Origin of the sequence: Bacillus bingmayongensis, from assembly GCF_000299035.1 — a bacterium.
Lineage (GTDB): Bacteria > Bacillota > Bacilli > Bacillales > Bacillaceae_G > Bacillus_A > Bacillus_A bingmayongensis.
The window spans coordinates 321,340-346,315 of the sequence record NZ_JH921518.1; the positions used below are offsets into that span (position 1 = coordinate 321,340).

At 34.5% G+C, this 24,976-nt stretch carries 19 protein-coding genes, 1 riboswitch and 1 other annotated feature; of the genes, 6 read left to right on the forward strand and 13 right to left on the reverse strand.

The features are described from left to right. Positions 1-97 precede the first annotated feature (97 nt). From Y7E_RS0116160 to Y7E_RS0116185, 6 genes are all read right to left on the reverse strand, one after another. On the reverse strand, positions 98-1,660 hold the full coding sequence (locus Y7E_RS0116160) for a Vga family ABC-F type ribosomal protection protein (protein ID WP_017152311.1): 1,563 nt from the start codon (positions 1,658-1,660) through the stop codon (positions 98-100). Between the two features lie 329 nt (positions 1,661-1,989). After that, positions 1,990-3,249: a GTPase HflX gene (gene hflX, locus Y7E_RS0116165; RefSeq protein ID WP_017152312.1), complete on the reverse strand. Its 1,260-nt coding sequence runs from the start codon at positions 3,247-3,249 to the stop codon at positions 1,990-1,992. Positions 3,250-3,784: 535 nt separating this feature from the next. Beyond that, on the reverse strand, positions 3,785-4,582 hold the full coding sequence (locus tag Y7E_RS0116170) for a polyphosphate kinase 2 family protein (protein WP_017152313.1): 798 nt from the start codon (positions 4,580-4,582) through the stop codon (positions 3,785-3,787). 523 nt (positions 4,583-5,105) lie between these two features. Continuing rightward, positions 5,106-6,377 carry an MFS transporter gene (locus tag Y7E_RS0116175; protein ID WP_017152314.1) on the reverse strand — a complete coding sequence of 424 codons (1,272 nt, stop codon included), beginning with the start codon at positions 6,375-6,377 and terminating at the stop codon, positions 5,106-5,108. Between the two features lie 161 nt (positions 6,378-6,538). Beyond that, positions 6,539-7,102, reverse strand: coding sequence for an undecaprenyl-diphosphatase (locus tag Y7E_RS0116180; RefSeq protein ID WP_017152315.1), 564 nt, complete (start codon positions 7,100-7,102; stop codon positions 6,539-6,541). A 536-nt stretch (positions 7,103-7,638) separates the two neighbouring features. Continuing rightward, entirely contained in the window at positions 7,639-9,036 is a 1,398-nt protein-coding gene (locus tag Y7E_RS0116185; RefSeq protein WP_017152316.1) for an amino acid permease, read from the reverse strand. Positions 9,037-9,291: 255 nt separating this feature from the next. Here Y7E_RS0116185 and Y7E_RS0116190 point away from each other — a divergent pair, with 255 nt between their 5' ends. Beyond that, a complete protein-coding gene (locus tag Y7E_RS0116190) occupies positions 9,292-9,759 on the forward strand; it encodes a hypothetical protein (protein WP_017152317.1) in 468 nt (155 codons plus the stop codon). A 44-nt stretch (positions 9,760-9,803) separates the two neighbouring features. Here the strand turns inward: Y7E_RS0116190 and Y7E_RS0116195 are convergent, their stop codons facing one another. Then, positions 9,804-11,066 carry an MFS transporter gene (locus tag Y7E_RS0116195; protein ID WP_017152318.1) on the reverse strand — a complete coding sequence of 421 codons (1,263 nt, stop codon included), beginning with the start codon at positions 11,064-11,066 and terminating at the stop codon, positions 9,804-9,806. A gap of 275 nt (positions 11,067-11,341) precedes the next feature. After that, positions 11,342-11,528, forward strand: a riboswitch (Lysine riboswitch). A gap of 231 nt (positions 11,529-11,759) precedes the next feature. Here Y7E_RS0116195 and Y7E_RS0116200 point away from each other — a divergent pair. The 3 genes from Y7E_RS0116200 to Y7E_RS0116210 all read left to right on the forward strand — a co-directional run bounded on the left by Y7E_RS0116200 (position 11,760) and on the right by Y7E_RS0116210 (position 14,942). Continuing rightward, positions 11,760-12,989: an aspartate kinase gene (locus tag Y7E_RS0116200; RefSeq protein WP_017152319.1), complete on the forward strand. Its 1,230-nt coding sequence runs from the start codon at positions 11,760-11,762 to the stop codon at positions 12,987-12,989. Positions 12,990-13,134: 145 nt separating this feature from the next. Beyond that, positions 13,135-13,854: a response regulator transcription factor gene (locus Y7E_RS0116205; RefSeq protein WP_017152320.1), complete on the forward strand. Its 720-nt coding sequence runs from the start codon at positions 13,135-13,137 to the stop codon at positions 13,852-13,854. Further along, complete coding sequence (locus tag Y7E_RS0116210) at positions 13,851-14,942, forward strand: sensor histidine kinase (protein WP_017152321.1); 1,092 nt, start codon at positions 13,851-13,853, stop codon at positions 14,940-14,942. The genes Y7E_RS0116205 and Y7E_RS0116210 overlap by 4 nt, the downstream gene beginning before the upstream one ends. A gap of 170 nt (positions 14,943-15,112) precedes the next feature. On the opposite strand, the gene cyoE is transcribed toward Y7E_RS0116210, so the two are convergent. Further along, positions 15,113-16,030: a heme o synthase gene (gene cyoE / locus Y7E_RS0116215; protein ID WP_017152322.1), complete on the reverse strand. Its 918-nt coding sequence runs from the start codon at positions 16,028-16,030 to the stop codon at positions 15,113-15,115. A gap of 310 nt (positions 16,031-16,340) precedes the next feature. Between cyoE and Y7E_RS0116220 the strand changes: the two genes are divergently transcribed. Continuing rightward, positions 16,341-16,955, forward strand: a complete 615-nt coding sequence (locus tag Y7E_RS0116220) for a TetR/AcrR family transcriptional regulator (protein ID WP_017152323.1) — start codon at positions 16,341-16,343, stop codon at positions 16,953-16,955. Between the two features lie 129 nt (positions 16,956-17,084). On the opposite strand, the gene Y7E_RS0116225 is transcribed toward Y7E_RS0116220, so the two are convergent. The 5 genes from Y7E_RS0116225 to asnA all read right to left on the reverse strand — a co-directional run bounded on the left by Y7E_RS0116225 (position 17,085) and on the right by asnA (position 23,915). Then, positions 17,085-17,888: a DUF4097 family beta strand repeat-containing protein gene (locus Y7E_RS0116225; RefSeq protein ID WP_017152324.1), complete on the reverse strand. Its 804-nt coding sequence runs from the start codon at positions 17,886-17,888 to the stop codon at positions 17,085-17,087. Between the two features lie 21 nt (positions 17,889-17,909). Then, on the reverse strand, positions 17,910-19,430 hold the full coding sequence (locus Y7E_RS0116230) for a hypothetical protein (protein ID WP_051128670.1): 1,521 nt from the start codon (positions 19,428-19,430) through the stop codon (positions 17,910-17,912). A gap of 37 nt (positions 19,431-19,467) precedes the next feature. Continuing rightward, positions 19,468-20,358 (reverse strand): ABC transporter ATP-binding protein, encoded by an 891-nt coding sequence (locus Y7E_RS0116235; protein WP_017152326.1) that lies wholly within the window; start codon positions 20,356-20,358, stop codon positions 19,468-19,470. Between the two features lie 192 nt (positions 20,359-20,550). Beyond that, positions 20,551-22,566: a class I SAM-dependent methyltransferase gene (locus tag Y7E_RS0116240; protein ID WP_017152327.1), complete on the reverse strand. Its 2,016-nt coding sequence runs from the start codon at positions 22,564-22,566 to the stop codon at positions 20,551-20,553. Between the two features lie 365 nt (positions 22,567-22,931). After that, positions 22,932-23,915, reverse strand: coding sequence for an aspartate--ammonia ligase (gene asnA / locus Y7E_RS0116245; RefSeq protein WP_017152328.1), 984 nt, complete (start codon positions 23,913-23,915; stop codon positions 22,932-22,934). 70 nt (positions 23,916-23,985) lie between these two features. Next, positions 23,986-24,246: a binding site (T-box leader), on the reverse strand. A 499-nt stretch (positions 24,247-24,745) separates the two neighbouring features. On the opposite strand from asnA, the gene Y7E_RS30960 reads away from it, so the two are divergent. After that, entirely contained in the window at positions 24,746-24,880 is a 135-nt protein-coding gene (locus Y7E_RS30960; RefSeq protein ID WP_017152329.1) for a DUF3934 family protein, read from the forward strand. Positions 24,881-24,976 lie beyond the last annotated feature (96 nt).

A 24,976-nucleotide genomic window follows, 5' to 3' on the forward strand; every position in this document is an offset into this window, starting at 1 on the left:
GACCTCTTTACAATCAATTTTCATATATAATATTGCTCATTATAAAAAGTACATCACTCCATTAGTCGTGATGTACTTTTCTTCTAATCAACTTTAATTATAATTCCCTTTTTTCCTTTAAAAGCTTTTGAAATTCTATTTCTAATTCTTCAGACGGTTCGATACTTAAGCGACTTAACACTTCCGATATTTTTGTTTCAAGTAAAAGACGCTTATCTTCTTTCATATCTCGCGTCTTTTCCACTTGACCTAGTTTATATTGCTGATAGTTTCCTTCAAATAATTCCATCTTTTGATTACGAATCACTAAAATTCGCGTAGCGATATTTTCGATAAACCGGCGATCATGTGAGACAAAGATTACACTCCCTTCATACCCTTTTAGAAGAGACTCTAATGCCTCAACAGCTTCCATATCAAGAAAGTTCGTCGGTTCATCTAAAACTAAAGTATTAATATCACTTAAAAATAGCTTTGTTAATGCTACTTTCACTCGTTCACCGCCACTCAAAACCCCTACAAGTTTATACACATCATCTCTAAAGAAATGCATTCTCGCAAGAACCGTTCGAATCAGTGTTTCATCCTGCTTTGAAGAGGACTGGACATTTTCAATAATTGATTTTTCGGTATCTAATATGTTTAAATTCTGGCTAAAATAGCCGATTTTCATAGCTGGGGAAATTCTAATTCCATACTCTTGATTTATGATTTTTTTTACAAGTGTCGTTTTCCCGCTCCCATTTGAACCGATAATTGCTAATTTATCCCCGCCCCGAATATGAAAACTTGTTTTGTTCCAAAGTACACGTTTATCAATTTTCCCTGCTACATCAGTTACTCGAAGAATAATTCGGTTTTTAAATGTTTCTGCATTCGGCAAATTCATCTTAATTGGTGAGAGCTCTTTTACTTTTTCTACCTTTTCAAGCTTTTCTAATCTCGTTTCAATGGCCGTTGCTGTTTTTTGCAGCTTCTTTTGCTTTTTGGCAAAGTATGGCTTTGCTCCTGTAATTCTCGCTTCGGATTTACTTACCTTTTTTGGCGTCTTTGTTGCTCTTTCAGCTTTTTTCTCTTTTAATTTCAATGCTTCTTCTAGCTGCTTTTTCTTTTTTTCATATGTTTCATAAGCTAATTGCTCCTGTTGCCTCTCTACTTCTTTTTGTTTTACATAATCGCTATAGTTACCCGTATACTCTTTTATTTTCCCTTCATTCAATTCCCATATGGTCGTGCAAAGAGTATCTAAAAATGCCCGGTCATGTGAAATAATAATAAATGCCCCCTGCCACTTCCTTAGTTTCTTCTCCAACCATTCGATATGCTCTGTATCAAGATTTGTTGTTGGTTCGTCTGCTAGTAAAAGTTCCGGGTCTTTCACAAGAGCTTTTTGAATATATTCTTGCGTCACTTCACCACCACTTTTTGTTGTATTTGTTCGTTTAAGCTGCGGTAAAAGTTCACACCTAGTATGTTGAATCACTTTCCCTTCTTCTGGGGAAATCTTTTCAGCTAGAATTTGAAGTAACGTCGTTTTCCCACTTCCATTTCTACCAACTAATCCAATTCGAGCATTTTTATGGATTTGCAGTTGATCCACATCTAATAATAAACGATCCTGTACATAGTACTTTATATGATTTGCTTCTAATAAAAACATAATAACATCTCCTTTTTATCAAGTTTCGGAGACAAAAAATGCCCCCTATATCCATTCAGAATAGGAGGCATAAATTATTATATAGGTGTACACAAAAAGAGACTACCCCTTTTAGATCCAACTATAAAAAGCCAATCCTATTCTGAAAAACGCAAATTGAAGGCATCACAAATAACAGCGTGATCATCTGCTAAAAAACCTTCAATTGTTTGCTTTCGTAAATAGGATTAGTACTTCATGTAATTGGGTCACCCTTCCGTTCTTTTAATTTCATTAACGTTATTTTTAGTATAGCTAGAAATTTCAAATAAAATCAATGTTTTTTTATTTTAAATAACAAAACGATTATACTTCTCAAAATCACTCGTCTTACATTCAAGTGAAATCTTCGTACCTTCATTTTCATAACTTGTTGAAACAACATGTGCATGATCATTGAAATAAGAAACGATTTGTCCTTGGTCATAAGGAATGAGCATTTCACACTTCGTATACTCTTTATAAATGTGTGAACGAATCATTTCTACAAGTTCTTCCATACCAATTTGTTGTTTTGCTGATAGGTATACACGATTATCTTGCACTTTTGGAATTTCAACATCCATCATATCTGATTTATTATAAGCATAAATCGTCGGGATATTTTCAACCCCAATTTGTTTTAGTGTTTGGTTTGTAATCTCAATTAATTGTTCATAATTTGGATTTGCATAATCGACCACATGAATCAATAAATCTGCCTCCGCTACTTCTTCTAATGTAGAACGGAATGCTTTCACAAGATGGTGCGGTAACTTACTTACAAAACCAACTGTATCTGTTAATAAAAACGATTTATTATCTGGAAGTTCAATATTTCGCACTGATGTTTCCAGCGTCGCAAACAACATATCTTTTTCAAATACTTGTTTCTCTACGGAACCGTTAAAAATCTCAAGCATCGTATTCATAATTGTTGATTTCCCCGCATTTGTATATCCTACTAATGAAACAACAGGGATTTCATTTTTCTTACGCTGTTTACGCTGCGTTTGACGCTGCGCAACAAGCGCTTCTAACTCTTTATTTAATACTGCAATCTGTTCCTCAATTTTACGACGATCGAGCTCTAATTTCTTCTCACCGACACCTTTGTTTTTCGTACCAACGCCGCCGCTTTGTCTTCCTAAAGATTCACGAAGACCAATTAAACGAGGCATCATATATTGCAAGTGTGCGACCTCAACTTGCAGCTGTGCTTCTTTCGTCTTAGCACGCTGCGCAAAAATATCTAAAATCAAAATCGTACGATCAATGACTTTACAGTCTAAATCAGCTTCTAGATTTCGAATTTGCGAAGGTGATAATTCATCATTAAAAATAACCATATTCGCATCTGCTTCCTTCACAAAAGCAGACACTTCTTCAATTTTCCCTTTTCCAATGTAATGTGATGGATTCACGCGGTGTAAATTTTGCGTAACTTGCCCTACAATTTCCACATCACAAGCTTCCGCAAGGTTTGTTAACTCCTCCATCGAATATTCAAAATCACTTTCATTATTTAAATTCACTCCGACTACTATCGCCTTTTGTACTAGTTCTTCCATATATTTATTCCTCCATTTCGATTACGCAAAATAAAAAACACAGACCACTGCCTGTGTTTTTCGTAAACGGATGAGAGTACGACAAATAAACAAAAGAAAGCATCGTTGCTTCCAAATTGCTACATGGTCAATACGTTATAAATGATATACGTATTCCTAAAAAGCATACACATATATCACATCATTCTATTATAAAGGCAAAACAAAAAGAGGGTGTATTCGTCCCTCCCTCTTTTCACATATCAGTTCAATAAAGGGTTCCTTTAAAATAGGCAGACCAATCCCGTTCACTCTGCACACAGACAGAGCCTTTGAGCGCTATTCAATTATCGGCACAAAGTATTGAGACGTAATCTGATAAAAATCAAAGGAGACCCCTCCGTTCATTAAAAGTTACATAAAGCTTAGCATAATTATGCTGATTTCACAAGAATAAACTTCAATTATGGGCATAAACAAAATCACTAATTTTCTATTGCATTCTTCATTTTTCGCATACACTTCATATGATGAATAGAATTCATCCCCCGAAAATTCAATGGCTTATGCCTTGCGCTTGTTCGCTCTCCTCTTTTATTTCAAAATAGTATGATGGCAGTTCTATTCCGTGTTCTATAAAATAATCCTCAATTAATGAAATGATTACTTTCAATGTTTTCACGCGTGCGTATAATTTATCATTACTAGCGATAATATTCCATTTTGCATTCGGTTTATCTGTTTTCTCAAACATGTCTTCCATTACCCGGGCGTATTCATCCCACTTTTCACGATTGCGCCAATCCTCATCCGTAATTTTCCATCTCTTCAAAGGATTGTTCTCTCGATCTTTAAATCGTGCCAGCTGCTCATCTTTACTAATATGGTAGAAAAATTTTGCTACTATGTAATGATCATCTGTTAATAGTTTTTCGAAATCATTGATTTCATCGTATGCTCTCGTCCATTCTTCCTTTGTAGCAAACCCCTCTACACGCTCAACCAATACACGACCATACCAAGAGCGATCAAAAATCGTAATTTGACCATACTGGGGAATTTTTCGCCAAAAGCGTTGCAAATAATGATAACGCTTTTCATGAGGAGCAGGTGCACCAATTGGATTTACTTGGAAGCCACGCGGATCAAGATGCTCAGTAATCCGTTTAATTGCTCCCCCTTTTCCAGCGGCATCCCAACCTTCCATCGCCATAATAACGGCTATTTTTTCTTTTTGTAAAATTTGCTGCAATGCTAATAAGCGCCTTTGATACTTTTCAAGCTTCTTATTATATTTTGATTTTGATTCCATTTTTTTCGTTAAATCTATTTGGGCAAGACGATCTTTTGTCATAAAATAATCCTCATTTTCCTATGATAACAATATTTTAACATAATTTCCCTTTCTGTACTTCTATTCAAATAATAAGACTAGTAAAACTGGAAGCTGTTGCAAAAAAGCTTTGAAAATACATGGTTGATATTGCAATGTTGCTACATTCTAAAGCATTCCACGTGGTGTAGTACTTGTAGTAAATTAACCATGCATTTGCAATATATTTCCTCTTCATCCCCTAAACATTGCTATTATTCATACGAAACGAAAGAAGATAGAGAAGAGGCCAACTTTTTCAAAAAAAGGTTGGCCCATCCATTATAATTTCAGCTCTTCTATACGAAGAAGATCGATAGTCGCTTATGAACTCCTTTGCCCCTTAGTTTTCGCGTTACATTACTAATATGATTGCGGACAAGCCTTCTAATAAAATACAACTCTAATCAGCATAAGGGTATCCTCTACTAAACAGAGATATACCCCTCACAATTTTATAAAATTCATGTTGTATAGTGACTTCTTTGATTTCTTTTAGCAAATACTATCCATCACTTTTCCGAGACCAAATCACAACAGGAATGAGCAATAAAGCTAAAGCTCCTCCAGCTAATGATAATGCTGCATAACTCGAATTCGCTACTACCATGCCTGACATCGCTCCCCCAGAAGCTCCTGCCAGCGCAATAAAAACATCTACTTTCCCTTGTGTCTTTGCACGCGTTAAAGGTTCTGTTGCATCAACAATTTGGGCAGTACCACTTATTAATCCAAGGTTCCATCCTAAACCAAGTAAAGAAAGAGCAATGATCAGGAGTATTAAAGAATCGTTCGGTGCAATGGCAGCTACCACACCCGCACTAAGTAGTATGACTCCGGAAGCAATACTCATTGCCATTCGACCAATCTTATCAACAAGGATTCCTGTAACAAGTGACGGAAGGTACATCGCTCCTACATGAAATCCAATAACAAGACCTACTTCATGTAATCCATGACCATGGTGTTCCATATGTACGGGAGTCATCGTCATAATTGCTACCATGACAATTTGAGTAAGTATCATAACGATTGCCCCGACTGTAACACCTCTTGTATTTACTTTCGGTTTGTTAGTTATCGCATGCCCTTTCTTTGTATGTTCCTGTTTATATGTTTCTATCATGTTCGCTATTATTAATGGATCTGGGCGAAGCATAACGAACAGTACGAGACCTGCTAACAAAAATGCAGCTGCTGATAATATGAACGGACCAGCAAGTTCAGGAATACTAAGAGAAAGAGCGAATTTCCCCATTACACCTACTAAATTTGGTCCCGCAACTGCACCAAAAGTCGTCATAACCATTGTAATACTAATCGCGGTTGCCCTTTGTTTCTTATTTGCTAAATCTGTACCAGCATAACGAGCTTGTAAATTTGTGGCTGTACCTGCACCATAAATGAGTAAGGAAGCAAGTAAGAGAATAATACTATTTATTAAAGCTGCGATTACGACACCAATAGCCCCAATCCCACCTACCATAAATCCTGTCGCAAGCCCTATCCTGCGCCCATAACGTTGAGAAATCCTTCCTACTATTAAAGCTGCTCCTGCAGATCCCATTGTAAACATAGCTGCTGGCAATCCTGCGAATGCATCTGTCCCAAGCATTTGCTGTGCAAGTAGCGCACCTACCGTAATTCCAGCTGCTAACCCCGCACCACCAAACATTTGTGAAATACTTACGATTACTAACGTTCGTTTATATAGCTTTTGTTGTTCTTCTGCTGTATACATATGACTCCTTATTGAACCATCAGCTTTATCAAGCATTTTCTCACCATCCTTATCAAAAATCTCCTTTTTTTAAATGTACTATGGTTAATGTTTCATATTCAATAGCATTTTCATTTGTTCTTTTAGTCCTAAAAGAGAAAAACAAAAAAACGCCCTAAATACTTTGATTTAGGACAGTTTTTTTAGGTACAAATGTATTAGTGTTCTCCTTGAAAAATAGGTCTTGTAATGAATGTAGCGACAGGACGTATTTTAAATACAACATACTGTGTAAATAGCGCTATCAATACTCCATGTACAATCCCTGCAATTACATCAAGTGGATAATGTACGCCTACCCATACTCTCGAAAAAGCTACACCTAGCGCTAAGAAAAACCAAGTATATTTAAAACGATATGCAGATAGCAATAATGTAGCTGCGATCACAATAGCTGATGTTGCATGATCACTTGGGAAAGAAGAGTTAGCAGCGTGATCTACGAGTTGTGTGATGTTATGTGAAACAAAAGGTCGATCCCTATACAGAAATTGTTCAATAATTCTATTCATCGAATACGCTAAAGTAAATGCGACCATCGCTTGAAAAGCCATTACACGAAAATTAGGTTTATTCCTTATCCATAACAGGACGAGTAATAATATGAAAGCATATTGTACATATTCTGCAAATAGTATCATTACATTATCTATTAATGGATATTGCTGTACTTTATTATTTATAAAATTGAACCATTCATAATCTAAATCTTTAAAATTCATTACATACTCTCCTTTATTGCTATAGAGAGTCCACGCTACATTTCAACAAAATATACCTTTGGACTCTAATAAATTCTTATTATATTTTTTTATTGTTTCCACCTACAAATCATAATCTATTCAATTTTAATAAGATTACTCACAATGTACTATCTTATTTTGTGACATTAACATTACATTTTTGTAAGGTTCTTTTTTCATTTTGATCGTTCTACTTATCTAAAGTTTTATATAAAAAATTCAATGTTAACAAATACACTAAGATTCACATTTATTTTTAATAAAAAACAAAAAGAATTTGTGAAATTTTCACACGTTATCATTTACTATCCAGATGTGTGTTTTACAATTTTTCAGCAAGATCGAAGAATAGAACTCAATATGACTTATTCCCAAGCTGTATATGTAGTATACGATGTACCAGCATACTTCTTTTAATTACACCTAGTTCATCATTATGTGGCCGTACTCCATATTACTAAATAAAAATGAAAAAAGATGCCATTGGCATCTTTTTTCATAACATGTATCTACTATTATTTTTTATCTCCAGCCAAATTACTTCTATTTTTTCCATATAACATATAAATAACTAGTCCAAGAATCATCCAAATCATAAAGCGAATCCAGGTAATTTCAGGAAGGCTGATAATAAGATAAAATGAAAAACCAATCCCAATTAAAGGAATCAAAGGAACTAAAGGTGTCTTAAATTTTCTTTCTAAATCCGGTCGTTTTTTTCGTAACACAATGATAGATGAACAAATTAAAATAAACGCTGACAATGTACCGATATTAACTAATTCCGCCACTTCATTAATAGGAGTAACACCTGAAATAATTGCAGTAATAACTCCAATTATTAAAGTTGGACGATGTGGTGTCTTATATTTTGGATGTACTTTTGTAAACCACCTTGGTAACAAACCATCTCTACTCATAGCAAACCATATTCTTGAACCAGCAAGCATAAAGGAGAATAAAACAGAAAGAATACCTGTAATAGCTGCAGCAGAAATGAATAAAGTAATCCACTTTAATCCAACATCACTAAAAATTTTAGCTACTGGTGCTGCATTATTCAATGTATGATATGGTGCCATACCTGTAATTACTAAAGACATTCCAACATATAGACATAACGCAATAACTAAAGAAATTACTACAGCTCTTGGTAAATCACGTTGTGGATTTTTTGCTTCTTCTGCCGCTGTAGTTAATGTATCGTAACCAAATACAGCAAAAAATACAAGAGCTGCCCCACTCATTACACCATTGAAGCCAAAAGGCATAAAAGGATGCCAATTAGCAGAATCAATATAGAAACTTCCTACAGCAATTACTACTAAAATAATACTTAACTTAATAATAACCATAAGGGTATTAAATTTAGATCCCCACTCCATACCTAATGTTAACAAACCGGCAATAGCAAGACTTATTATCATTGCAATTAAATCTACTCTATGACCAGCACCTGTACCTGGAGCGCCTTGAGCCCAAACAGGAATATGAATTCCAATTTGTTGCAGCAATTCTTGCATATAACCAGACCACCCGATGGCAACTACTCCAACTACTAAAATATATTCGAGTAAAAGATCCCATCCAATTAGCCAAGCTACACCTTCCCCCAGTACAGCATAGCTGTATGTATAAGCACTTCCAGCAACAGGAATTAATCCGGCAAATTCCGCATAACATAATGCAGCAGATGCACTAGCTAATCCTGCAATGATAAAAGATAAAATAACTGCAGGTCCTGCGTGTTCAGAGGCCGCTACACCAGTTAATACAAAGATACCTACCCCAATAATACCTCCTAAACCAATTGCAGTAAGTTGCCACAATCCTAGAACTCGATTCAATCCATTACTTTTGCGACCTTCTTTTTGCAATTGGTCTATAGATTTCCTTCGAATGAAAGCGTTCATTCTATTTCCTCCTACGATGATATTGAAAAATATGTTGAATTTCAATTATTTTAGCGCAATTATGTATTTTTATTCAATTCTTTTTATTACTAAATTTGATATGAAAAATATTCCAAATTAAAACATTACCAATATTCATATGTATCACTCCTTCTGTACAATGCTACAAGAATAAAAAACAAACGCATATTTTTTCAAAAATCACACATATTAACTAAAAACTACTATTTTCAATGAATTGGAGACCTATCTATTATGAAAAGAAAAATAATATCCTTAGTCATTGTTATATGTTTAGCACTTCCTTTGCAAACAAGTGCTTATACATTTCAAGAACTACCCGTTGCCTCAAAGTCTAAGCAATGGTATATCGAAATTGATAAATCTAACAGCACCAATCCAAAGACTTTACAGCCAAAACAAGGCATTTTTGATACATACTACCTACTTGTAAAAAATATCGGTAAAAACGTATCTAATGTATCAGTTGAAATACGCCACAATAATCCAAAATCAAAAGCCGCTTTCAAGCCATTCAGCAAGTCTGATATGAGTGTGTCATGCAGCCAAACGAGTTTTACAGAAATGAAATTCCCATTATTTGAAGATACCAATTCATTTGAAGTTGTTATTAGCTGGGAAGAAAATCAATTTAGTTATAACGGTCACCCAGAAAAAACAGAACAGCAATTTACACAAACATTCGTATTTCACGAACAGTAAGCTCTGCCATTTAGCAGAGCTTACTTATTTTTTATAAGCATATATTAATCAAATTGACGAATACTCGGAACAAGTAGCGCTATTGCTACTACTACAATGGCTGCAATGGCTAGAATAAGAATTGTCACAACGCCCCCGATTATATTCGCCAACCAGCCAACGACTAAATATCCTAACGGTAATAATGCAAAAGACCCTAACATATCAAGACTTGCCACTCTTCCAAATGCTTCTTCTGGCACAAGTTCTTGCAAGCTCGTTTCCCATATTAAACCAAAAATCATAATTCCAAACCCTTCGATTGCCATTAGCCCTATTAATCCGGGAGCCCACGAAACAAAAGGCATTATTAAAAGTGCCGACCCACTAATAAGGACACCTCCATAAGCGAGCAATCCTCGTCTATGCCACTTCTGTTTTCCACCGAAAATAAGAGCTGCAACCACAGCACCTCCTCCAGAACATGCCATTCCAAGTCCATAGACAAAAGGTTCAAAATGATGATGTACATTAAATAGCCATGGGATTAATACAACTATAATTCCTGCGTAACAAATATTAATAAATGAAAATGCTAAAATTGTAATCCATAACCATGGATGGCTTTTTAAGACAACAATACCTTCCGTAAAATCTTTTTTAAAATTCATTTTATGATCTGCTGTTTTCTGTACCTTTTTAGCTGTTACATCTTTTAAAAATAATAAACAAATAAATGACAGCAAATAAGTTACTGCATCTAAGCCAAATCCGACCCCAGCCGATGTGACCGAAACAATAAGACCACCAAGCGCCGGACCAATTAAACGGACACCTTGATTACTCATTTGTGTTAATGCGTTAGCTGCATTACGGATTTCCGGTACAAACACCCTCGCCCGCACTGCCGAATATGCAGGTTGAAATAATCCTTCCATTAGCCCATACATTGCTACTAATACATATAAAATAGTGATTGTTAAAGTTTCTGTAAAAATAAGTACCGCAAGAGTTGTCATTAATATGCATCGAACAATATCGGTAAATAACATTAATTTAACTCGATTTATACGATCAACGATTAACCCTGAAAACGGTAAAACAAGAATATTCGGCAGCATATACATAGCCATCGTCATTCCCATAACAACTGTTGAACCTGTTAACGTATATACTACTACCGGAAGAATTACCATTGTAATAGAACTTCCCAGAACGGAAAGCAGTTGACCAATCCATAAGAAAGTAAAAGGACGTGATTTTGTAACAGGTAACAATAAATTGCTTACATAACTCCCCTTATTTTCCGTTTGTACCTCTCCTTGCATATGTATCCCCTTCCTCTAAACAGCTTCCTTCTTTTTCCTTACATTATAACATTTAATTTTCTTTTTTTTCTCATAATTAAGACTTTTGATATACAAAACATCAATACATTTCAATATAAAATAACACTTATAAACGATCTATTTCTATATTTTTATCCAGATTAAATGGTTTTAATTTTCCGAATATTAACGAAGTACTTGATTTCCTAAAATATTTTAATTATTATAAAACAAATGTTACCAATAACTTCATAAACCAAACACTCTCGCCCAAAACGTGAGATAGAGGTTGCAGCGCTTATAAGTATTTTAAAGGAGACACAGAGATGTCGATGAGTTTAGAAAAAAGGAAGTGTTGCCGAAATTGATAAATTTCTCTGCATTTATCAATTGGGGCTGTTTTCGAATAGAGACAGAACTGTCATATATACAGACGTGTATGTATGAAGAGCTATCTACAAAAAAGAGATATCATTCTTTATATGATATTCCTTTTTTGGCGGTTTTTTTATTAGCTCCTTTTTCTGTTTCCCTTTTCCTGTAACAGCACCATCCTCACCTATTTGAGATGGTGTTTTTTGTTTTTCTTTGTGGTAACTACAGGAATATTGGGATTTATACTTTTCCTCCCATATGTGTTTTACACACCTTTCCTGCTCTATTCATAAAAATGGACGAAAGAAGGAGTTTATAATGGAAACAATTGTGCAAAAATTTGGTGGTACTTCTGTCGGAAGTATCCAACGCATTCAACATGTAGCAGATTTAATTATTGAAGAATATGAACGAGGTCATAGCGTTGTTACAGTTGTCTCTGCAATGGGAAAAAGTACAGATGAACTCGTTGCACTTGCTACCGCTATTACAGAAAATCCGAGTAAACGTGAAATGGATATGCTTCTAACAACTGGTGAACAAGTTACTATTTCTTTATTAACAATAGCACTGCAAGCAAAAGGATACGACGCTATTTCACTAACTGGTTGGCAAGCTGGTATTACGACAGAATCTGTGCATAGTAGCGCACGGATTACTGATATTAATACAGAACGTATTCAATCACATTTACAAAAAGGTACGATTGTAATTGTTGCTGGTTTCCAAGGATTAAGTGAGGAAAACGAAATTACAACACTTGGTCGCGGTGGTTCTGATACAACTGCTGTTGCATTGGCCGCTGTGCTTAAAGCGAAAAAATGTGATATTTACACAGACGTAACAGGTGTATACACGACTGACCCACGCGTCGTAAAAGACGCTTATAAACTCGATGAAATTTCTTATGATGAAATGTTAGAGCTCGCAAATCTTGGTGCTGGTGTTTTGCATCCACGCGCTGTTGAATTTGCAAAAAATCATAACGTAATTTTAGAAGTTCGTTCAAGTATGGAACAAGAAAACGGAACAATTGTAAGGGGAGAATGTAACATGGAACAACAATCAATCGTAAAAGGTATTGCATTTGAAGATAATATTACACGTGTAACAATTAAAGGATTAAAACAAGGATCACTTTCAACTGTTTTCTCTACATTGGCCGCTGCTCATATTAATGTAGATATTATTATTCAAAGCATTACAAATGAAGGCACTGTACATCTATCCTTTTCTATTCATTCTAATGACTTAAGAGAAACGCTAGAAGTATTAGAACAAAATCAAGAAGCACTTCAATATGAATCTGTAGAATATGAAAATCATCTAGCTAAAGTATCTATTGTCGGATCTGGCATGGTATCCAATCCAGGTGTTGCCGCTGACATGTTCTCTACATTAAAAGACGAAAATATTCATATTAAAATGGTAAGTACATCTGAAATTAAAGTCTCTGTTGTCATTGATCGCCTTCATTTAGTAGATGGTGTAGAAGCACTTCATCAATCGTTTATGGCCAAAATTGAACCATTAGTACAGATGAATTAAATTCATTTTCATAATAACAACAAAGAGCATAGTCTTTGTTGTTATTTTTTATCTAGCAAAAACGTAATTATGTTAAACTATTATATATGAAATATTTTCCAAGTAATTTCTGATGATACAAAAAATATGTAAGGGTGGATACATAATGAGAACAGAAAAAATCCTTTTAGTAGATGATGAGCAAGGCATACTAGATATGTTAGTAGTTACCCTAAAGAAAGAAAGCTTCATTCATATAACAACCGCTCTAAACGGAATGGACACGTTAAATCTAGTTAAAAATCGTTCATTCGATATCATCTTACTCGATGTTATGCTACCAGATATAGACGGCTTCGAATTATGTAGACAAATACGAAACTATACAAATACCCCCATTCTATTTGTGACAGCGCGCTCTAGTGACTTAGATAAATTAACAGGTTTAGGGATTGGCGGGGACGATTACATAACAAAGCCATTTAATCCTTTAGAAGTCGCTGCACGAATTAATGTCCAACTACGTAGACAAAATATGATAAAAGAAAATCGCAATGAAGAAAATTTGAACCTACATTTCGAATCCTTTTCTCTATATCCTAGCGAGGGACTGATAACTGTAAACGGAGAATCTGTACATTGCACTGCTAAAGAACTAGAATTACTTACTTTCTTATGCACACATCCAAATCGAATTTTCACTGCTGAACAATTGTATGAACAAGTATGGGGACTGACTTCCATGGGTGATGATAAAACAGTAGTGATGCATATTTCTAAATTACGTAAAAAAATAGAAGAAGATCCTAAATCTCCTACATACATTGTTAACTTGAGAGGAATTGGCTATAAATTTATCTCGCATACTAAGGAGCAACAAAAATGAAAATTGGTTTTCGACTAGGCTTTCATTTTATTCGTAGTTTATTTATCGGTACTTTTTTTATGGGTATTTTCATGGCAATCTTCATGGAAGGTATACTACCTCTTATCGGAATAAATAAAGATAACAAGGACACGGAAGCTCTTATCGTTTTTTGTCTATTTATATGTACTCTTATTTTAGGTGCTATTATATATGGATGGCATATCGGGAAACCTTTATTCCGAATAATTTCATGGATTAACCATCTAGCAGAAGGCTCTTATGTAACGCCAGAAAGTACGAAACAAATGTACAATAAAAAAACAGGAAAATTAAAAGGCCCTTATCGCTTATATAAAGACGTATTTCTAAATATAGAACATTTAACAAATAGATTACGAGAAATAGAGAATGAACGTGAACAACTTGAGAAAATGAAACGTGAATGGATGGCAGGAATCTCTCATGATCTCAAAACACCGCTTACCTATATTACAGGATACAGCGCGCTTATGCTATCGCCAGACCATACTTGGAGTCAAGAAGAAAAAGAAAAGTTCTTGCAAGAAATTCAACAAAAAGGAGATCATATGAAAGAATTAATTGAAGACTTAAACCTCTCTTTTCGCCTTCAAGATTCACAGATCCCATTAAGAAAAGAAAAAATAAACATCGTTGAATTCACAAGAAGGCTGATAGCTGATATAACAAACGACCCACGATCTCAGCACTATCATTTTAGTTTTCAATCAGATAAAACAAACATAATGATTCCTATTGATACAAAATTATTGCACCGTTCTTTACAAAATTTATTTATGAATGCTATTTTACACAATCCAGTGGAAACAACAATTCATACATCCATTTTATTAAATAATGATGTTCATATTATAATAGAAGATACTGGTGCTGGTATGGATGAGAAGACCGTCCAAAATCTATTTAAGCAATACTATCGAGGTACAACGACAAACGTTTCAAGTGAAGGTACTGGTCTCGGTATGGCTATCGCTCATAAAATCATAACAGCACATGGTGGGACAATTCATGTAGCTAGTGAAATCGGAAAAGGCTCAAAAATTCATATCACACTTCCAAACCGATAACCTTATTATGAAGTAATCAAACATATAGTTTAAATGAAGCGAAGGTTTTTCTAGCACATATAAAACAATATTTACACATTAAAAAACAATTTCCCCTTTTATACAGGAGAAATTGTTTTTTATTTTTGAAAATCAACTTATTATAAAAAACTTTCATCAGGGCCTTATTTTCAGCTTCCGAAAAAGATACCCACTAGAGAATAAATAATAATTGTGGAAAATAAAATCGTCATATGGAAAAGTGAAAAAATAAACAATGATTTTGCCCATTTCTCTGAATCCATTTTTTTATAACCATAAATACTTAAAATAAGCCATAAAATACTTAAAATAAGCGATACTAACATAAGGCCAATACTCAATGAACCTAAAAGAACACTTATTATAATTAAAATAATTAAATACACATTCGTTTGTATATATGTTCTTTTAATCCCTTTCACTACTGGAAGCATCGGAACATTTGCAGCTTTATACTCCTCATGTTTGCGAATGGCTATCGCATAGAAATGAGGCATTTGCCAAATAATCATGATAATAAAAAGACCGATAATAGCTGGATGCGTTATATCTGGATACATAGCCGCCCAACCGATGAGCGGTGGCATTGCTCCTGAAACACTTCCAATCTCTGTATTATAAATTGTTCTTCTTTTACTCCACATTGTATATGGTACAATGTACAAAAATAAACCTAAAAATCCTAATAATGCTGCTAAATATGTAGTTAGCGCAAGAAATACTAAACCGGAGATTGTCATCAATATGCCAAGCCATAGTACCGTCTTAGGACTTATGTCTCCGGTTACAGTTGGTCTATTTTTTGTTCTCTCCATGATAGAATCAATATCACGATCATACAGATTATTAAAAGCTCCTGCTGCACCTATTATTAAAATTGAACCGATAAAAGCAAATATAATTTCTGGAATTTTCTCAAACGGGCTAATTTGATATTTATATAAAGCCAGTGTCAATCCAGCAAACATTGGGACCAAATTCGATTTAATAATTCCGGTCTTAACAGTTTGGGCCAAAATTTCCGATAGTTGTCTTTTGGAATTTGTTAATTCTTTTTTCCCTCCCATGATATCCTTTCCTCCTTCTACTAGATTATCTTACTACAATAAAAAAATTTATTCCTACTTTTTATCCCACAATTTTAGGGCAGTGAGACTCCTACTTCAAAATTCAGCAACAGCAAAGAAGGTAGATGAGAAATCAACTGCCCATAAAAGCCAGATTGGTGAAGGTTAATAATCGGTTAGGGGATAAAGCCCCTCTTTCACTTTATTTTCCCTCTATATATCGTTCAAAAATTATATACTAATTCGAACTTATATACTACTCGGTATATTAATACCATATGATATACTTGTCAAGAGAAGGGGGAATACGATGAGGCGACGAAGATTAACACAAAAACAACGAAAACAAGAAACACGACAATTACTTTTAGAGTCCGCTTTTGAAACCTTCGCTAAATTAGGATTCCACGGAGCATCTGTTGATAAGATTGCAGAATATGCTGGATTTAGTAAAGGTGCCGTTTATGCTCATTTTCATACGAAGGAAGAACTTTTTCTAGCTATTGTAGAACGACAAATGAATTTATATGTACAAGACATCCGTGAAGTAATAGAACAGCAGCAATCACTAGCAAGTTTTATTGAAACAATGGATCAGTATTCTCATTCCATTAGACAGAAAACAAAAACATGGAGCATGCTTAGTATGGAATTTCTTCTGTATGCAATGCGTGAAGAATCTGTGCGAGATAAATGGGCAAGAATGATCACAGACGCAGTAGAACAAATTTCCAAGTCTATTGAAAATTTAGTACAAAACGAAGATTATAAATGTACTTTATCAGCCGAAGAAGTAGCATGGACTATGCTTTCCTTAGAAAATGGCATGTCCATATTTTATAACATAAATCAGCAATATATTCCTATTAATTTATATAGAAAAGCACTACAAAACATACTTCTATCCTCTGATGAAGAAATTTGAAAAATTCTCTTATTACATAGTAAAAAGCACATTTTAACTAGATTTAAAATGTGCTTTTCATCCCCTCTTTTCTTTTACTAACAATGATGTAATCTTAGATATTATCAAAATATGCCTTATATATGTATGTTAGTTATTACGCTTTAACTCAATCGTTCCTGTCATAGATTGCACGATTAACTTTGCATCATTTTCTTTTCCACTTCCTATATGCCCTCTTACTTTATGGTCGTTTCCTTTTTCACCCGATGAAAGTGAAAATTCATTTTTGATTTGACCCGCACGTGTTGACAAGTCAACCTCTAGATTTGTTGGCTCTTTCTTAAAGTTTATATTTATATGAGATGATTCGGTTTTTATTTCACTTTCATTTTTTAGATTTGAAGCAGCGGATACATTCACCTCTCCCGTATTGTTTTGAATATCAAAGCTACCCTCTATTCCCTGTAGTGTAATCCCTCCTGAGTTAGAAACTCCTTTTATATGATTTCCTTTATAATCCTTTATTGTCATATTACTTGAATCGCTGTACAAATCCAATTGCTTTGATGTTATATTCTCTCCTATTACCTCTCCTGATTCTGTTTTAATATCTATTTTTTCATATGCTTTTTCGGGAAGATATATATGTACTGTAGCTGTTTTCAAATTCACAATAGACGACGAATTCTCTGTAATAATCTCTAGTTTCTCCCCATCTTCTTTTACTTTAAGATCTTTCATCTCTCCTGTATCAACCTTAATATCTTTTCCTGTTGTAGAGTGAAGTTTAATATTTTGTCCTGCTGTTTTTACATAAATCTCATTTATATTTTCCGCAGCGAACTTTTTGGAGACTGGTGCTGCATTCTCTTTTGTATCACAAGCTACTAAACACAAAGTCATTACACTTATGAATGAAAACAAATACATTTTATCTTTTATACTCTTCATTTCACCACTCCTCTTGACTACTTATTTGAACATTAGCCGTAATCTTCCTATTTGTTGCAGCTGTCCCATCATTGCGATACATAATAATACAATCGACATAGACAAATAAAGAATGAAATATGATGTTGATACTCCTAAAAAGTCCAAATACGGAAGATTGTTCACTGGCCCTAAATACCACCACAGCATATACAACACTTCAAATAATTTTCGAGTCCGACTCCATACACCAAGTGTCAATGCTAGTGTTGAAATGAATACTATGCCACTAAACCAAGAGAGCAGAAATGAAATATCTTCAATTAATATAACTTGAATAATAATACCACTGGAGATGATCAGGCCTACTATAATACCTGAAATCCACGTTGTAAAAAACTTATAAAAAGGGGAACAACTTGAATAAATGATTTGATCTGTCTTATAAAACTGTTCTCTCGTCATCATCTGCGACCAAATAGCAATTGGCCAAATCATAATAATAGGTAGCCATCCTTTTGATATATCTACTGGACATATCAATCCAAATGCAATAAGCCCAATCGCAATTACGTACCACCAAATCGTAAAACCTTTTAACATAATCGATAGCTCAGCTTCAATTAAACGAAACATATTAATACTTTTTGTTCTCATTATAGAAGTGAATATAAAAGAGTTTTGATTTTGTTGGTTCACAGCGGTTGCTTTCATACTCCCCTCAAACTGCCTTACCTTTCCCTTTTCCTTAGGAAACGTACAAAACCTATTAAATACAAGGGAAGTTATCCAAATGAATGACAGCGCTATCCCAAGCCAAGTCAAACTTGTTACAAGTATTTCAGCACTCCAAGTTACTCCATCCCAGTGAAATGTTTTTATCTTTCCTTCTACTGGGTTATAACCAAAACCTCCGCCACCTTTTCCTCTTAAAAATTCATACTCTCGGATTGCATCATGTATCATATCTGAACGAATAACCCCCAAACCAAATATATCCAAATAGCGATTTGGGACTTCAAATGACATAATTGCTAATAAAACCCATAAGAAAAAGAATACAATATTGCCTATTACACCTTTCAAACCAGGAAAGACATCAAAAAAAGTTGTCAATGCCGCAAGAAGAACTAGCGAAGGAAATACAATATAAAAGAGTGGATACAAATAACCACCTAATTGAAATGAAAGGTCTTCCCCACGTATAAATTGCATCGCTATAAAAGCAACGATAAATACCGTCTCAATAGCTACTAAAACAATAAAATTAGAAATCGTTTTACTAAAAATATATTGAAATTTACTTATAGGTGACGCTGCAATTAATTGTCCTACTCCTAACCGTTGATCGTCTGAAATTTGACTTCTTAACATATAAAAACCAAGCAACCAAATAAACAAAGTAGACGTCATTGCTCCCATTCCACCAAGCCAAGTTGAATTATATACACCTCTAACTCCGCCAAGATAAAATACTTCATACCCTGCTGAAGCTGCTGGTACACAAGCATACCCAAAAAGAGTGGTTAATCCGATTACAATTAAAAATGGATAACTTCTCATTTGTCTAATTAAATTATTTTTAATAAAATAATTTAGATTATATACATTGTTCAATTTTATGTCCTCCCTTCGAAGAAACATAATAAAGATAAGCATCTTCAAGAGAGGCTTCAATCATAAATGCTTTTTTACTAGGCGCATTATTTGAAACAATACGTGCATGAATTCCATCACTCCGGTGAACTGCACTGCTTACTATATATTTCTTTTGAGCATGATTTAACTCAGAAGCTGGTATAACCCATTCCCATACTTTTCCCTCTACATGCTTTAATAGTTTTTCAGGACGCATATGAGCTAGTACATTCCCTTTTGATAGTATAGCGATACCTGTCGCAATCGATTCAATATCCGTTACAATATGTGTCGATAAAATAACAATTCTATCCGTAGAAAGACTAGATAATAAGTTTCTAAATCTAATCCTTTCTTCAGGATCTAACCCTACAGTTGGCTCATCTACAATCAATAATTTCGGGTCATTTAATAAAGCCTGTGCAATTCCAATTCTTTGCTTCATTCCACCAGAGTATCCACCTAATAGTCTTTTCCTATCATTTGTTAAATTTAGCGCTTCAAGTAGTTCGTTGATCCGCTTTTTTGAAGAGCTCATTGATAATCCTTTCATCGCTGCGATATATTCTAAAAATTCTACTGCATTCATATTTGGATAGACGCCAAAGTCTTGCGGTAAATATCCGAGCTCTGAACGTAACAACTTCGGTTTCTTTTGAATATTTTCTCCATCCCATATTACGCTACCAGTCGTCGGTTGTTCAATTGTGGCTAGTATACGCATAAGTGTAGACTTCCCCGCACCGTTCGGGCCTAAAAGCCCTAACACTCCTGGTTTCAAATGCAAACTACAATCATTCAATGCTATTTTCCCGCCGTATTTTTTTGTTACATGGTCAATTATTAATTCCATCACATTTCCTCCTAACCTTATGAAACAAGCATAAATTTTTATCATTTACGTTTTCTTGTTTTCATTGTAGGCGGTGAAAGTAAAATCTAAGTAAAATCTAGAGAAAATTAGCTTAAAATATACAGTGAAACTTTAATCAGCAGGGAGCTTACCGCCCATTAATGTGCAATAAAATGCAAACATCAAACAAATTTATATTTTCTCAAATACAAGCAAACATGTACTATTTGGTAATGCCATTTGTTCGCCTTGCTCATCATACAATGTAACTTTTGATGATAAATGTTCTATGTAACCTTCTAAAAGATACTGCTTCGCTTCGATTACTTTTACATTCTCTGAACCGATAACACTCTCTACAAAACCAATATATTCTTGAAGTGTGAATACACCAAATTGTTCCTGCACTTCGTGTGGGTACGCTTCCTCCCCCCACGTGTATGTATATAAAAATTCCATTGCATCATTAATCGGCATCCTTACCCGATCTACGTCTAATATATTTAACCTAATTTGTCGTCCTTTGAAATCACGTTGATAGTTTTTTAAGAAAGGTATTGCGGTTTCATCATGAAAATACAATTCACACCATTCTTCACTTTCTGTTTTTACTCCATCACGAATAATCCAACGTCCACCAGGGATCAATACTTGAAATACACTCTTCACCAAACGTTCCATTGTTGCAATATTAAACTTCTTACCTTCTGTTTCTCCATAAGAAAAGATCTCATGATTCACTGAACCACAATGAACTGTAGAAATACTTTCTGGATGAAACGTTTCTGCAAGATGCAAAGCATCTCCTAATGTAACTTCCCAGGCGTAGCCTTTTTCGTATTTATCATTTGTTAATTTCTCAATTACATTTCGCGATAAATCTACCCCAATAACCGATTTATTCGGATAAGTCTCTTTGAATTTATTCATCATCGCACCCCCACCAGGGCCAATTTCTATTATTGTATCTCCCACCACATATGGAAGAACTACAACCTTATCATCGACGCTACCATTCATATGTGAAAGATATTCTTCTTCATTTTCCAAGCGATCAAATGCATCCCGGCGCAATCCAAATATTTCACATAACATCATGACAGCTTGTTCATAATGAGCATTATTTTCTTTTTTACAAGCTAAACAAAATTCGATGAGCGTTTTTCCAACTTCACTTGTTCCAAAACCAATTGTTAATACATTTTCAGTTTCCTTTAATTCAGGATACATTTCTGATTTAGGAATTTGACTCATATTTAGTAATTCTACTACGGACACACTTCGCAATACTTTTTCAATTGCTCGTTTCGTATAAATATTTAAGTATTTTTCTCCATCTCTCTCATAATACAATGCGTCCATAAGAGGCTGGAAACTGATTTGATCTATATTCTTCTGAGTAATATGTTGATAGGCTAATGCAAATACTTTCACGAATTCTTCGAAACTAAAATGAGTTAATGCTGCTTCTACATACCAAAGATCATAATTAAATAGAACTGTAAACATTTCTTCTAACCTATCGTTCATAATTGAATCATACTCTTGAATAAAATATGTATCGTTAGGTGAGGCATTTGTGCGTAACCGCCGAATTCTTTCCTTAACACTATATTCAATCAGGTCTCCGCAAAGTATTTGTTCAATACGTTCATATACCTCTTCTTGTACTCTTTTCCATAACTTATCAGACACCCCAGTAATAATACATTCATTTAAAACACGCAACACTTCACGCAGTTCATCTTTTGGAATTACACCTTGTTTCCATAATCTTACCAATTCGTTATGAGAAGTCATGGATACTTCTCCTCGTAAAACTTGTCCTATTAATCCATGTGTACGAATAAGCGTAAACGTTACATCATCATATGGAAAATAGCGTCTATAAATATAAGCTGAATCTTCGTTATGTGCTAAAAACGATACTCCTAAATCCTTCCACTTCTTGCGCTGCGTTACAGAACCACACTTCGATACTTCACTCCAACACAATACAGTTTCTACACGAGCACGAATACCATATGAAACATTCATCTTTTCTAAATGCCTTAGCGTCCGTTCCACATACTCTAATACACTTCGGTAATTCCTTTCTATACTTACTGTCCCATATTCCTCCAATAAAAACCCCAACCATATATTTGCTTCTTTCGTATACACGTTTCCATTTCGTGCTTCTTCTATTGCATGTAAACTATGTAACATACTTTTCTCCCCTTTTGGTTATCTAAAAAACGTTCTGTCACAGACATCTATAAATGAAATGCGTAACCTGTATCTTAATAGGCTAATTACTACATACATGTTATTTAAAATTCCAGTCTACCATACAATTAGCTGTTATTTTTTGATAATGTACGTATTTACGAAACGTAAAAAACATCCAAAAATATCATGTGCCTCTTTTCCTCTGCTCTACCTTCAGAAAAAGATATCCTTTGATATTTCGGATGTTTTTTAAATCTTTACACTTCAAAACTAATGAATAGGTAAAGCTAGTTTAAATCATTCTTTTTGTAGACTTATAAATCGTCAATCCTCGTTCAAAAAGTAGTTCCATTCATTCTTCATTAAAACAAGTGAATATTTTCCTTCTTACACGCTTCACGCATATCATCAGGCCACACAGAAGATTGAACTTCACCGATGTGCGCCTTACGTAAGAAATACATGCACATTCTGGATTGTCCAATACCGCCACCAATTGTAAGCGGAAGCACGTCTTCTAAAATTCCTTTATGGAAATCGTACTCACGTTTGAAATCTTCACCTGTCTTTGTTAACTGTTCATCAAGTGATTTACTATCAACACGAATCCCCATTGATGATAATTCAAATGAAGATTGTAGTACTGGATGCCAGAATAAGATGTCCCCGTTTAATTTCCAATCATCGTAATCAGATGCGCGTCCATCATGTTTTTCACCAGAGCGAAGTGCATCCCCAATTCCAATAATAAAGACTGCACCATGTTCTTTCGCAATCGCATGCTCACGATCTTTCGGTGTTAACTCTGGATATTTATCTTCTAATTCTTGAGATGTAATAAATACGATTTCTTCTGGTAAGAATTTCCCAAGGAACGGATATTTTTCAAACAAATGATCTTCTAAATCTTTGAATATTCCATAAATTGTTCGTACAGTTTCTTGTAAGTAATCTACTGTACGCCATTCTTTTTGAAGGATTTTTTCCCAATCCCATTGGTCAACATAAATGGAATGTGTTGCATCAAGTTCCTCATCACGGCGAATTGCGTTCATGTTTGTATATAAACCTTCACCAACTTCATAACCATATTCATGTAATGCAAGTCGTTTCCATTTCGATAGTGAGTGAACAATTTCTAGTTCTTCTCCTGAATGAAGCATATCAAATTCAATTGGGCGTTCTACACCGTTTAAGTGATCGTTTAAACCTGATTTTTTCGTTACGAATAGTGGTGCAGATACGCGGAATAGTCCAAGTCGTTTTGCTAATTGATCCTCAAAAAATGTTTTAACTTCCTTAATTGCGATTTGTGTCTCTCTTATTGTCATTAATGATTGATACATGTTGGTTTCCTCCTAAAATGTTTGGATGTAGTGGAAAGAAGCCAACAAAAAAAGCCCTTCTTTCCCAAAAAACTGGGACGAAAGGCTTTGGTTCCGCGGTACCACCCAAATTAGCAACAGAGGTTGCTCACTTATTCAGTACGGAGATTAAAGAAATCTCGATACTGTTCTTCTTGTAACGGCGAAGTTCCCGGCTAAGTCTACTTTCCTCTAAAGGATTTCGGTTAGCGACTCCAGGAGGTTCTTCATAACAGGCTTCGTATCAGGCTCACACCACCCCTGACTCGCTTCGACTACATCCTACTACTACTCGTCCTTTCACAGTCGTTTTGTTGTCACATCTCTGAAACATTTTATTAATGATTATTCTATACAAAAAAATAAGAAAGTCAACAAAAAGTTTAAAAATATTTTTCAATTCTTTATTTTATGGCTTTATCGATTCTTTAAAACCTTATGAGAGTTAGCGATTCTTTTGTGGTTTCAATCCCAAAAATGCTTTACTCAAAGTAACCATCATGTATATCACAAGAAGGATGATTGTCCGAAAAACAGAATCTACTGTATTTCTCATATTTTAAATTCCTTTACTACATTTTTTATATTTCGTATGTAGTAATGTTCTACAAATCGAATAGATCTATACAAATTTTAATAATGATTCATAATGCAACAAATTTCTGTCCATTTTGTGATATACTATAACATTCTGGTTGTTCGTCTTATAGGCAACTGATAAGAAGTAACATAGTCATGGATTAAAATTTTATTTCAAAGACATTGACTACTATCGAAATAGATTTTCTATAGAATAGTAACGGAGTGATGATATGAGTAAAACGAAAGCAAAAGCAAAAAAGGGAACAGGCCAAGGAACAGGTAGCAAAGGTTGGAACCGTTGGCAGTCTAGCGCTAAGAAAAAAAAGAATGCCAAACCTTATAAAAGTAAAGGTACTAAAAAATAACTAAAAAACCTGGTAGTAGCAAGTAATCCGAAACATGATAACTAGCGCTAATAGCCACTTACTTTAAACGAAGAAAAATGGGATTATTACGTTCCT